This window comes from Flavobacterium commune (assembly GCF_001857965.1).
Classification (GTDB): Bacteria; Bacteroidota; Bacteroidia; order Flavobacteriales; family Flavobacteriaceae; genus Flavobacterium; species Flavobacterium commune.
On sequence record NZ_CP017774.1, the window covers coordinates 493359 to 506860 of the forward strand.

General features: G+C 34.5%; 11 protein-coding genes. 9 read left to right on the forward strand and 2 right to left on the reverse strand.

What is annotated here, in order from left to right:
• Positions 1–254: 254 nt before the first annotated feature.
• From rlmF to uvrB, 6 genes are all read left to right on the forward strand, one after another.
• The gene (gene rlmF / locus BIW12_RS02045; RefSeq protein WP_071183591.1) at positions 255–1229 is read left to right on the forward strand and encodes a 23S rRNA (adenine(1618)-N(6))-methyltransferase RlmF; all 975 of its coding nucleotides are present in this window, start codon (positions 255–257) and stop codon (positions 1227–1229) included.
• A 143-nt stretch (positions 1230–1372) separates the two neighbouring features.
• Entirely contained in the window at positions 1373–3052 is a 1680-nt protein-coding gene (locus BIW12_RS02050) for a phospholipase D-like domain-containing protein (RefSeq protein WP_071183592.1), read from the forward strand.
• A 97-nt stretch (positions 3053–3149) separates the two neighbouring features.
• Positions 3150–3308, forward strand: a complete 159-nt coding sequence (locus BIW12_RS16415) for a hypothetical protein (protein ID WP_198033441.1) — start codon at positions 3150–3152, stop codon at positions 3306–3308.
• A gap of 203 nt (positions 3309–3511) precedes the next feature.
• Positions 3512–6034, forward strand: a complete 2523-nt coding sequence (locus BIW12_RS02055) for a glycoside hydrolase family 95 protein (RefSeq protein WP_083382028.1) — start codon at positions 3512–3514, stop codon at positions 6032–6034.
• A gap of 236 nt (positions 6035–6270) precedes the next feature.
• A complete protein-coding gene (locus tag BIW12_RS02060; protein WP_071183593.1) occupies positions 6271–7560 on the forward strand; it encodes a nucleoside hydrolase-like domain-containing protein in 1290 nt (429 codons plus the stop codon).
• A 96-nt stretch (positions 7561–7656) separates the two neighbouring features.
• A complete protein-coding gene (uvrB, locus tag BIW12_RS02065) occupies positions 7657–9648 on the forward strand; it encodes an excinuclease ABC subunit UvrB (RefSeq protein ID WP_071183594.1) in 1992 nt (663 codons plus the stop codon).
• A gap of 4 nt (positions 9649–9652) precedes the next feature.
• Here the strand turns inward: uvrB and BIW12_RS02070 are convergent, their stop codons facing one another.
• Positions 9653–10048: an excinuclease ABC subunit B gene (locus BIW12_RS02070; RefSeq protein ID WP_071183595.1), complete on the reverse strand. Its 396-nt coding sequence runs from the start codon at positions 10046–10048 to the stop codon at positions 9653–9655.
• A gap of 311 nt (positions 10049–10359) precedes the next feature.
• Here BIW12_RS02070 and BIW12_RS02075 point away from each other — a divergent pair, with 311 nt between their 5' ends.
• The 3 genes from BIW12_RS02075 to BIW12_RS02085 are packed head-to-tail and all read left to right on the forward strand — an operon-like array spanning position 10360 to position 12870.
• Positions 10360–11370 (forward strand): dipeptide epimerase, encoded by a 1011-nt coding sequence (locus BIW12_RS02075; RefSeq protein WP_071183596.1) that lies wholly within the window; start codon positions 10360–10362, stop codon positions 11368–11370.
• Between the two features lie 6 nt (positions 11371–11376).
• Entirely contained in the window at positions 11377–12417 is a 1041-nt protein-coding gene (locus BIW12_RS02080; protein ID WP_071183597.1) for an aminotransferase class I/II-fold pyridoxal phosphate-dependent enzyme, read from the forward strand.
• A gap of 39 nt (positions 12418–12456) precedes the next feature.
• On the forward strand, positions 12457–12870 hold the full coding sequence (locus BIW12_RS02085; protein WP_071183598.1) for a DUF1456 family protein: 414 nt from the start codon (positions 12457–12459) through the stop codon (positions 12868–12870).
• 77 nt (positions 12871–12947) lie between these two features.
• Here the strand turns inward: BIW12_RS02085 and BIW12_RS02090 are convergent, their stop codons facing one another.
• On the reverse strand, positions 12948–13289 hold the full coding sequence (locus BIW12_RS02090; RefSeq protein ID WP_140486529.1) for a hypothetical protein: 342 nt from the start codon (positions 13287–13289) through the stop codon (positions 12948–12950).
• Between the last annotated feature and the right edge of the window lie 213 nt (positions 13290–13502).

The window sequence follows — 13502 nt, forward strand, 5'->3', positions numbered from 1 at the left end:
CCATTTAAGCATTTAAGAAAATTAAGGTTTGTAGTGTTCTTAAATTCCATAACTCGCTTAACGGTTTAAATATTTTTATCTTTTACACAAACTAATACTTAACCATAAAGAAACGCTTATTAGAGAAATCATTCAAATTTCTTTAATCTGTGTTATAAATACAACTTAACTCCTAATTCACTAAAAAATAACCATTTGCAAACATTAAACCCATTTTAATTAACTACCTTTGCAGCGAAATTAAAAAAACAATAATGTCCAAAACAGTTACGGAAAAAATCAGTTTACATCCCAGAAACCAACACCGATTGCGCTATGATTTTAAATTGCTCATCGAAAAATGTTCTGAGTTAAAATCCTTTGTTTTCATCAACGAACAGCATTCCGATGCTTCGGGGGAAACCATCGATTTTAGCAATCCGCTGGCTGTAAAAACCCTAAACAAGGCATTATTAATTAGCTATTACGACATACAAAACTGGGATATTCCTCAAGATTACCTTTGCCCACCCATCCCAGGCAGAGCCGATTACATCCACCACATCGCTGATTTATTGGCTGAAAGCAACAACGGAATTATTCCAACAGGAGCTGAAGTGGAAGGACTTGATATTGGCGTTGGAGCCAATTGTATTTATCCAATTATTGGAAATGGAGTTTACAACTGGAACTTTGTAGGTACTGATATAGACGAAAAAGCTTTAAACAATTGCAGCGAAATAATTGAAGCCAATCCAAAATTGATTGAAGCCATTAGTTTGCAACAACAATTAGAACCTCGGTTTGTTTTTAAAAACATCATTACCCCCGAAGATAAATTTGCTTTCACAATTTGCAATCCGCCCTTTCATAAATCAGCTGAGGATGCCAGTAAAGGCAGCCTTAGAAAAGTCAATAATTTACAGGATAAAAAAGTCACCAAAGCCGTTTTGAATTTTGGTGGTCAAAATACCGAATTGTGGTGCGATGGTGGCGAGCTAGGTTTCATTACCCAAATGATTTACGAAAGTGCCCGTTACCCAATGCAATGCTTGTGGTTCACTACTTTGGTATCTAAACAATCGCATCTTAAAAGCCTGTACAAAACCCTAAACAAAGTCAATGCTGCCCAAATAAAAACCATTGATATGACGCAAGGACAAAAAACCAGCCGCATTCTTGCCTGGACTTTCCTTACCGAAACCCAACAAAAAAACTGGAAATTCGAAACGGAACAGCCTGTTTTTTAAATAAAAAATTTCTTACTCCATTGGGGGTAAAATTATATATTAGCGGAAGTTAATGAACTGCGGATATGATTCTAAGTCAGTTCAAATAAGATAAATTAGAACTACTTTAATGAATTATAAATATTAAAGAACGACGTACACTAATGACAGTGAAATTTTTAGGACATGGCCTTGCCTCAGAAAACAAATATAATGTTGGGAAACAAATAGTAGCTTCACTAGCTGACAATAAGTACAATAGTTTTAACGGTTTTGTCGCATTTGCAGCTATATCAGGAGTAATGACAATTTTAAAAAATTTGAGATTAGCCTCAAAGAATTATTCTCAATTGCGTTTTTTTATAGGTGTTGATAATATGGGAACTTCAAAAGAAGCTCTTGAACTTTTATTAAAAGAAAACATTGAGACCTATGTATTTCACGATAAAAGAGATTACATTACTTATCATCCTAAAATATATCTTTTTGAAGGACCTATTTCCACAAGGATTATTATTGGTTCTTCAAATCTTACAAATTCTGGGATTAAAACCAATATAGAAGCGTCTGTTCAAATTGATTTCAAAACTAAAACTGACACACAAGGCGAAAAACTTCTTAGTGAAATCAAAACTAATTTTTCTGAATTACTCAACTTAAATTCAGACCGCCTTTCAAGACTAACATCGGAATTAATTGAAAAACTTGTTTCAGATAATTTAATATATTCTCAAAAAAAACTAGAAAATTCGACAAAAGAAACTAATAATAACGATGGTGAAAATCCATTTCAAAATGAATTACTAACTATTCCTGAATTTGATATAAACTCAGGGTTTGAACAAATCACATCAGAATCAAAACTAAGAAAAATAAATTTCACAAAACGCGAATACGAAATTTTTGATGAATTTATTGAAAGATATATTATCTATATCAAAACCAAAGACCCAAGTGGTGTTGTAAGCAATCATACTGATGATAGAGAACTCTATAATTGGTACCGTAGAATGACCGATTATTTTAAAAACGACGAATTACCCGAAGAAATATTTGAGCGATTATTAGATGTTGATTTTCCTTTTGGTGAAGGTAAAGAGCGTAGAAGACTAATGACTTGGAATAATAATTTTGAACATTTAAAAAAATTTAAAGAAATTGTAGATCCATTTGGCAAATTCACTCATGTACCACAATTTAAAGACAGTAATAATAAATATTATAAATTAGGAACTTGGTGTGCTACTCAGAAACAAAGAAGAAAAGGCAATTATCCACCTGAATGGACTGATTATGAAGAAACAAAAATGAATTCCATCAACTTCTTATGGGATTCATCTAATATCGGAAGCAGACCCAAAGATGATGAATGGCTGGAAAATTTATCTGCTTTAGAAAATTATTACATTGAATCAGTTCATTATAAATCTGTTCCTCCTCAAACAACTAAAGTTGGAAAATGGCTTAATGATCAGATAACTTTAAAACTAAAAGGTAGCAGAGGTAAAATTAGAAAATTTCTTTCTCCAATTAGAGAAGAAATGCTTGGTGACTTACTTTTAAGAAATGGAGTTGAATGGGAATGGGAAAAACAAAAACATAGAGAAAGCGTTGAAGAGACATTAAAAAATTGGCAGGAGTTACAACATATAGAATCTCAACCTACTAATAAAAACATTACCAAAACTGAAAAAGAATTGATAAAATCTTACAGAGAAAAAGTAACTCAACTTAGGCACAGAAGTAAAAAATGGCATAATGAAAAGAATAAATGGAAACTCGAAATCTTAGACAAAGTTGGTTTTCCATATCCAAAACCTAATGAAACTAATAAAAACCGTTAGAGGAATAAAACAACATTCTACAACCCAATAAAAACCTAAATAACTTAAAAATTGCATCTTTGCAAATAATTTATATTTTCATTATAAATTGAAAATTATGGCAACATCTATTAAAATCACACCTACGGTAAAAGGTAAAGAATCTGAAAGATTCAATGCTGTCATATCTACAAGTAAAACAAATAAAATTTCGGAAGCTAAAAAAGCCAAGATATTTGCTTTAGTAACAAAAATAATGGCAAAAAAGGATAACTAATATTTTTTTTAAAAAATTACCCGCTGAAGCAGAAATCCTTTCCGTCTCCACAACTATTTACTTTTTAATAGGATTAGCAAATTCCAATATTTCTAAAATTCCCTCACAACTTGCTCTAAATTTGTAAGTTTTAGTTATTTTTAGCAACTCAAAATAAAAATCCTAAAACTATTCAACCACATCTTTAAAAAACCAAGCTTTTTATGTCCATTTTTTATAAAACAAAACCAAATCAACTGAAAATTGTTTCATTTGTAGCTGTTCAAATTCTATTCGCTTCTTTTTGTGAAGCTCAAAACAAAACCAATTCCAATACGCAAGATTTAAAATTATGGTACGACAAGCCTTCTGAAAAGTGGGTGGAAGCGTTGCCTGTAGGAAATGGAAGAATTGGAGCAATGATATTTGGAGGCGTTGAAGAAGAACTTTTACAACTAAACGAGAGTACTTTATGGAGCGGCGGTCCGGTAAAAACAAATGTCAACCCGGAATCAAAAAACTATTTGCCAAAAATCAGGGAAGCCTTACTTCAGGAGGAAGATTATTCTAAAGCCAATCAATTGACCCGAAAAATGCAAGGCTTGTATTCGCAATCGTATTTACCTTTAGGTGATATTCTTATCAAACAGAATTTCAATAATGCAAAACCAACGTTTTATTATCGCGATTTGGATATTGAAAATGCTTTGGCAACCACAAAATTCATTATTAATGGTGTCGAATATACCCGAGAAATTTTTACTTCTGCCCCAGACAATGTACTATTGGTTAGAATTTCGGCAAATAAAAAAGGAGCACTTACTTTTGATGTTTCTTCTAAAAGTCAATTGAAATTCAGTCCAGCAACCAAAGGAAACAACGAACTTATTATTAGCGGAAAAGCACCTGCTAACGTAGATCCTTCTTATTATAACGTGAAAGGAAGAGAGCCTATAATATATGAAGATCCAACAGGATGTGATGGTATGCGTTATCAATATCGTATCAAAGCGGTTAACAAAGACGGAAGTGTAACGACAACAGATTCAGAAATTAAAATTAAAAATGCGAGTGAAGTAATACTTTACATCGCTGCAGCAACCAGTTTCAACGGATTTGACAAATGTCCGGATAAAGACGGAAAAGATGAAAATAAAATTGCCTCGAACCGAATCAACAAAGCAGTAAAAAAGAGCTATTCGCAATTATTCAACAGCCATATTGCTGATTACAAACATTATTTCGATCGCGTTTCTTTTGCTGTAAAAGATACGGTGAACACTCCAATTAAATTAAAATTACCTTCTAACGAACGATTGAAAGCCTATTCTAATGGTGCTTATGATCCTAAAATAGAAACTTTATATTTTCAATACGGAAGATATTTGCTGATTTCTTCTTCACGTCCAGGCGGACCTCCAGCTAATTTACAGGGAATTTGGAACCAAAAACTTCGTGCGCCATGGAGTTCTAATTACACCATCAACATCAATACCCAAATGAATTATTGGCCAGCTGAAGTAACGAATCTTTCTGAAATGCACCAACCGCTTTTAGACTGGATTCAAAGTCTGGCTAAAACCGGAAAAGCTACTGCACGCGAGTTTTATAATGCGAATGGTTGGGTTGCTCATCACAATTCCGATTTATGGGCATTGAGTAATCCGGTGGGTGATAAAGGTGACGGTGACCCGGTTTGGGCCAACTGGTGGATGGGCGGAAACTGGCTCACACAACATCTTTATGAGCACTACCGTTTTACAGGAGATAAAAAATTCCTGGCTGAAAAAGCCTATCCTGTTATGAAAGATGCTGCACTTTTTTCATTAGACTGGTTAGTCGAAGATAAAAACGGCTATTTAGTTACAGCTCCATCTACTTCTCCTGAAAATAAATTCAAAGACAGTAAAGGCAAAGAACAATCAGTATCTGTTGCTACTACGATGGACATGTCAATTATTAGAGATTTATTCGATAATTTAATTGAAGCATCCGAAACTTTAGGAACTGATAAAGCTTTCCGAGAAATCTTGATTGCAAAACGAGCGAAACTGTATCCATTACAAATTGGAAAAAACGGAACATTGATGGAATGGTATAAGGATTTTGAAGAAACAGATATCCACCATCGTCATGCCTCTCACCTATTTGGTTTGCATCCAGGAAGAGAAATAACTCCTTTGACAACAGACTTTTTTAAAGCTGCCAAAAAATCGCTTGAAGTTCGCGGAGACGAAGGAACAGGATGGAGCAAAGGATGGAAAATCAACTGGTGGGCAAGATTACAGGATGGCGATCATGCGTACTCTTTGATCAGACAGCTTTTAAATTACGTTGACCCTTCCAGTGGAAATTCAGGTGCGGGAGGAACTTATCCTAACTTTTTTGATGCACATCCTCCTTTCCAAATTGACGGAAATTTTGCGGGTACAGCGGGTATGACTGAAATGCTTTTGCAAAGTCAAGCCAATTATATCCAATTATTGCCTGCCTTGCCTAAAGCCTGGAGTGAAGGCAACGTAAAAGGACTGATTGCCCGAGGTGGATTTGAAATTGATATGGATTGGAGCAAACAACAACTTAATAATGCCACTGTAAAATCATTAAATGGTGCTGAATGTATCATTATTACAAAAGTACCGGTGAAAATCAAAGATTCTGATATTGTTTCACAAAAAATTGACAATGGCTACAAAATTTCATTTAAAACATCCAAAGGTAAAACCTATCAAATAGTCAAATTATAACCAAAACATTCAACGTTTTACAAACTTTACACAGTCGTTTTATTTTTTAATAAAGCGACTGTTTTTTATTTATAAATGGAACACAGCAATTCTTTGGCTTTTACTTTAGATTGAATTTGCGGTAAATTTCAGCAAAAAAACTTTCGATTACTTTCGATTACTTTCTTTTATTTTTTATTTATTCAAAAAATAAGCTATATTAGCCAAGCTTAATTAGATAACTATTTTTTAAAACTATGAAAAATCCAGTTTTAGTTGCCTTATTTTGTTTGATGCAAACCCTAATTTTAGCGCAAAGTCCAACACCTTCAAAACCCCGAATTTTAATTAGTACCGATATTGGCGGCACCGATCCTGATGACAATCAATCCATGACTCATTTGCTTATGAACAGCGATTTGTTTCAATTTGAAGGGCTTGTTTCGTCACCATCTTATGGAGAAGGCAATAAAAAAGAAATACTAAGAATGATTGATATCTATGAAAAAGACCTGCCTAAACTGAACAAACACAATAAAAAATTAGCCAAACCGGATTTTCTACGTTCCATTTGCAAACAAGGCCGTAAAGGAAATGCTCCTTTTTCCGGATATACAACCGCAACCGAAGGTTCGGACTGGATTATTAAATGTGCTAAAAAACAAAGTGAGCATCCGTTATGGATTTTAGACTGGGGCGGACTGGAAGATATTGCTCAGGCTTTGCATGATGCACCGGAAATTCAACATAAAATCAGAATTTACTGGATAGGCGGACCCAATAAAAAATGGAGTGCTAATAGTTATGCTTATATCGCAGAGAATTTTCCAAACTTATTCTTTATCGAAGTAAATTCCAGTTATTATGGTTTCTTTTCAAACAATACTGAACCTGACACCATCAACACTTCGGATTATTACAACAGGGTTATTCAGGGCGGCGGTCATTTAGGAATGGATTTTAAAAACTATTATGATGGCGAAATCAAAATGGGTGACTCTCCTTCTCTCTTTTATATGATGGATGGCAATCCCGAAAAACCCGAAAGAGAAAGTTGGGGAGGTAGCTTTGAAAAAATTACTTATAGCCCTAGAACTATCTATAATCAAACAACCACATTAAAAGATACGGTAGCATTTTGTTCTATTATCGAAATTCATTTAAAAGGACCAAAAATAGAAATCCCATCTGATTCAGTTTGTTTTTGGATGGAAATTCCATACGGAAAAACAATCCAAAAATGGCCTGGATATCATCTGGGCAACGGCGATTATGCAATAAGATACATTCCTAAAAAAGCCGAAAATTTGCATTATCGTTTCACATCTAAAATTGCTGAGATTAACGGACTTGAAGGAGATATTGTCGTTAGCAATTTATGGCCCGGTAAAAAACATTCAACTGATTATCCACTAGGAAACCATTGGTACAGTGACAAATCGGACATTAATTTATATGATGAAAAAATTCAAGGCGGGAAAACAGTATTAAAATGGCGAAATGTTATTTTAGATGATTGGGCAAAACGTTGGAAATGGTTAAAATAAAACTATGCGATGCTAAATCCTTCTAATTTTAGCTATCAGCAAAGTTGCCAATAAACTTTGTAACTTTGCAACTTCCAACATTGCAACAGAAAACAAATGAAATTCCAAGTCGTATCGGATTACCAACCCAAAGGAGACCAGCCTCAGGCAATTGAAAAATTAGCTCAAGGGATTGAAGCTGGCGAACAATTCCAAACACTTTTAGGTGTTACAGGTTCGGGAAAAACATTTACGGTGGCCAATGTCATTCAGGAAGTACAAAGACCTACACTGGTTTTGGCGCACAACAAAACTTTAGCAGCACAATTGTACTCAGAATTCAAGCAGTTCTTCCCCAACAATGCCGTAGAATATTTTGTTTCTTATTACGATTATTACCAGCCTGAAGCTTTTATGCCTATTACAGGCGTTTTCATCGAAAAAGATTTATCCATCAACGAAGAGCTGGAAAAGATGCGTTTGAGCACTACTTCTTCGCTGCTTTCGGGACGAAGAGACATTCTGGTGGTAGCTTCGGTTTCTTGTTTGTACGGTATCGGGAATCCCGTGGAATTTCAGAAAAACGTAATTGCATTGGAACGGGATCAGGAAATTTCGAGAACCAAGTTATTGCACTCCTTAGTACAAAGTTTATATTCCAGAACCGAGGCCGATTTTACACCCGGGAATTTCAGAATTAAAGGCGATACAGTGGAAATTTTCCCAAGTTATGCCGATGATGCCTATCGCATTCACTTTTTTGGTGACGAAATCGAAGAAATAGAATCTTTTGATGTTCAATCTTCGAAAGTAATTGAACGATTTGATAAACTGACCATTTACCCGGCTAATATGTTTGTGACTTCGCCAGATGTGTTGCAAGGTGCTATTTGGGAAATCCAGCAGGATTTAGTCAAACAAGTCGATTATTTCAAAGAAATAGGCAAACATCTCGAAGCCAAACGATTGGAAGAAAGAACTAATTTTGACTTAGAAATGATTCGGGAATTGGGTTATTGTTCCGGAATCGAAAATTACTCTCGTTATCTTGACGGCAGACAGGCCGGAACACGCCCTTTCTGTTTGTTGGATTATTTCCCAAAAGATTATCTGATGGTCGTTGACGAAAGTCACGTAACACTTTCTCAGGTTCACGCCATGTACGGAGGCGACAGAAGCCGAAAAGAAAATTTGGTGGAATACGGCTTTAGACTTCCCGCAGCCATGGACAACCGACCGTTAAAATTTGACGAATTTGAAGCGATGCAAAATCAGGTGATTTATGTTTCGGCGACACCTGCTGATTATGAGTTACAAAAATGCGATGGTGTCTATGTGGAACAAATTATTCGTCCTACAGGATTATTGGATCCGGTTATCGAAATTCGTCCAAGTTTGAATCAAATTGACGATTTGATCGAAGAAATTCAGCAACGTTGTGAACTGGACGAACGTGTTTTAGTAACCACTCTAACCAAGAGAATGGCGGAAGAATTAGCCAAATATCTAACTAAGGTAAGTATTCGTTGTCGTTATATTCATTCGGATGTAGATACATTAGAACGCATAGAAATCATGCAGGATTTACGAAAAGGAATCTTTGATGTGCTAATTGGTGTCAACTTATTGCGTGAAGGGTTGGATTTACCAGAAGTTTCTTTGGTTGCTATTTTGGATGCAGATAAGGAGGGATTTTTACGTTCTCATCGTTCGCTGACACAAACTGTTGGTCGTGCTGCACGAAACCTGAACGGAAAGGCGATTATGTATGCGGATAAAATTACCGACAGCATGCAAAAAACAATTGACGAAACCAATTACAGAAGAAGCAAACAGATTAATTTTAATACTGTCAATAACATTGTTCCGCAAGCATTGAACAAGAAAATCGACAGTGCTTTTACTAAAAATCCTTTGGTAGAATACGAACTGGGACATACCATACCTACTGCGGCCGAACCCGAAAACCAATACCTGTCGAAAACAGAAATCGACAAACTAATTCGTGAAAAACGAAAATCAATGGAAAAAGCCGCTAAAGAACTGGACTTTATGCAAGCCGCAAAATTGCGTGATGAAATCAAGAAATTACAGGAACAACTGGCTTAAAAGTCTATTCTTCCTGAAAAATTTTCCACAAATTATCATCTGAAATGATGGTATTAGGAGCATTTTTTACCTTTTTGATTAATACTTTAATCGCATCGGTATCTAATCCCATACTTATGGCAATATGAACAATTAAATCCGGATCTTGTTTGTACAACACACCGTCATTTTGAAAAAAGACAAGCAACTGATAGAATTGTTTGATTCGGTTCAGTTTCATGTTATCCGGCAAAGTAGGCATCTCCTGACTCAATAAATCCATGAACCCTCCTTTTTCAAAATTCAATTCGTTAGCTATTAAAAATAAAAAATCATAGCCTTTTTTACTCAACTGACCATCAACTGTTGCAAAGGCAATCATTTCTAAAAGCAATTTCTTTTTTTCTTCGTAAGCTTCCATATCATAAATAATTTAAGCTAATTTATCATTTTTTATGATAAAACCCCAAAAAAATAGCTTCGATTAAACAATTTAATCGAAAAATCACATTTTTTTTCCAACATAAAAAAGCAAAAAACAGCATAAAATTAACTTTTAGGAACAAAAACACTTAGAGAGTAAAACCACTTTTTAAACAAACCGTTTTTATCGATATACTTTTTTATGATATCTTCAAAATGAGATTAAAAAAATCCGAAAATCAAAATTCTGCATTTCCGACATTTTTTTTTCATTTATATAGCTTAATTTTATCATAAAACGAGACTATTATGGAATTGATCATAAGAGAATACGAGCTACAATTAAAGCACACCTTTACAATCTCTAGAGAATCAATTGATATTCAGCCTTCCTTAATTGTACAATTAAAAAATGGCGGATTCTCAGGATACGGTGAAGCTACTTCAAATCCTTATTACAACATTAGTGTACCAATGATGAAACAGGATTTAGAAGCAATACGTTCCCTAATAGAGTCTTCTGTTGACGAAACTCCCGAAGAATTCTGGACAAAAGTATATCCTTTCTTAAAGCATGATATGTTTGCACTTTGTGCGCTGGATATGGCCTACACCGATTTGTATGCCCGAAAAAAAGGTAAAAAACTGCATGAACTTTGGGATTATAACATCGAAAGAAACCCTTTGACTAATTATACCATCGGAATTGATTCTATCGATAAAATGGTGGCTAAAATGAAAGAACTGCCCTGGCCTATCTACAAAATAAAATTAGGTACCAGCGAAGATATTGCCATCGTAAAAACACTTAGAGAACATACCGATGCTATTTTTAGAATTGATGCCAATTGTGGTTGGGAAATCGAAGAAACACTCAATAACGCCATAGAATTAAAAAAACTAGGCGTTGAATTCCTCGAACAACCGCTAAAAGCAGACGACTGGAATGGTCACGAAATTGTTTATAAACATTCCGTTTTACCAATTATTGCTGACGAAAGTTGTATTATTGAGCAAGATGTTGCCAAATGTTACAATCATTTTCATGGGATAAATATCAAATTAGTGAAATGTGGAGGCTTGACTCCTGCCCGAAGAATGATTCAACAAGCCAAAAAACTAGGATTAAAAACCATGGTAGGCTGCATGACAGAATCTTCTGTTGGAATTTCTGCTATCGCACATTTATTACCACAATTGGATTATGTTGACATGGATGGTGCCTTACTTTTAACAGAAGATATTGCCAGCGGAGTACAAATTGAAAAGGGAAAAATTGGCTATTCTCATCTAAATGGCACAGGCGTTGTTTTAAAATAACAATTGATGAAAGTAACTAAATTCCCGGATCGTATTGTAAAAATCGATAATGAAAAATATTTATATTTTGGCGGGACAGCTTATTTAGGCTTACCGCCAAATAAAAAATTCCAGAAGACACTCTGTAAAAATATTGCCCGCTGGGGCTCAGCTTACGGAAGTTCCAGAAATGCCAATATCCAATTGACTGCTTACCAAAAAGGAGAAACTTTTCTGACTGAATTCATCAAAGCCAAAGCCGCAATTACCGTTTCCTCCGGAATGTTGGCAGGACAAATTGTGCTTGACACCTTAGCATCAGAAACAGATGTCTTCTATCATTTCCCGGATACTCATATTGCCATTTCAAAAGCCGAAAGTCTTCCGTTTTTTATCAATAATCAATTAAACCCACGTTTACTCGATGAAAAACCGGAAAAAATTACCATCCTGACCGATGCCGTTGCCACCAATACCGTAAAAGCAGTCGAACTTTCTTTTTTAGAAGAAATCACCAATCACAAAGAAATTACCTTAGTTATTGATGAATCCCATTCGTTGGGAATTTTAGGCACTAATGGATGTGGCATTTTTTCGAATAATAATCAGTCCAATATCAAACGTAAAATCATGGTTTCCTCATTAGGAAAAGCGATGGGATTATCAGGCGGTCTAATTGCCTCCGATTATAATTTTATTCAGCAAATTAGAGAAAACAACACTTTTGTAGCCAGTGCCGGCATGAATCCAGCCTTTGTAAAAACCCTGGCTGATGCTGAATCTTTGTATCTGAAGCAACACCATAAATTAAAGAAAAACTTAGCGTATATCGATTCGAAATTACTTCCAAGTAAAAACATTCTTTTCGACAAAGATTATCCGGTTATTTATCCAAAAATTGAGAATATCAACACTATTTTGGCTTCACATAAAATAATCATCACCAATTTCAAATACACATCAGAAGACCATTATTTGAATCGGATTATCATCACTGCCAATCATAAAAAGAAAGATTTGGATAAAATAATTGAAATCCTCAATCAATACCAAAGCAAAGATGAGTAGCCAATGCTATAATAATGTACCTTTGTAAAAAATACAACGATGACAAACAACGATATCTTTAAAAAACTACGCGTAGCTTTGATGTTGCGTGACGACCAAATTGTAGAAATATTAGAATTGGTTGATTTTAGAATTTCCAAATCAGAATTAGGTGCTTTTTTTCGTGACGAAAAACATCCGAATTATGTAGAATGTGGCGATCAGGTATTACGCAATTTTTTAAATGGATTGGTTATTCACTTACGCGGAACCAAGGAAAACCCTAAAAACCCTAAAGACGTTTTAGCAAAACACAAGGCTGAAATTCCAATAAAAGACAAAGAAGCACCAAAAAGCGATGCAAAAACAAGCAAAACAGGCTTCAAGAAAAAGCCTAATTTTAAAAAAGCAACTCCTAAAATTCAGGTTGTAGAAAAAGTAAAATTTAACAATGGTAAGAACAAAAAATCTTAGATTTTTATTCTTTTATAAATAAAAAATCCCATCTCGTTTTCAAACACAGATGGGATTTTACGTTTTGCCCTTTTGCATTACTTAGTAAACTTAACTAAAAAAATAAGCCCCTTTCCTGCTCCTAATTCAACTGCAGATAACTTTTGATAGTTCAGCGTGTTTTTGATGTAATAGTTCAAACTTTCGTCAGAAGTGTTAGTGCTCATAACCACAATTTCATTTTTCTCGTTAATTGCAATTCGCACTTTTACCACAACATCCTGATCCAAACCACTAAAGGAGGGGAAATTATTAAGCAATTTTGATATTTCTTTGTAAGTTGCTTCGAGAGTTCCCGTTTCATTGTTAGGCGTTTTCTTTGCTGCAAATGCTGTTGTTAAAAATAAAGTAACAACAACTGATAGAATTAATTTTTTCATGATTTCTTCGTTTTTAATTAGAATTAAATTGTATCCGATTTCATTGTAAATGTAAAAAAAGCAATCATTCAAAAACCAAATAATTCACTGATACAGTGCGATTTACGATTTAAGAAAATTATAAGAATAAAAAATAACAGCACAACAAAAAAAATGGACTATATTTTTACTATTCACACAAAAAACAGAAATTCAAAGAAAAAAATCACTAAA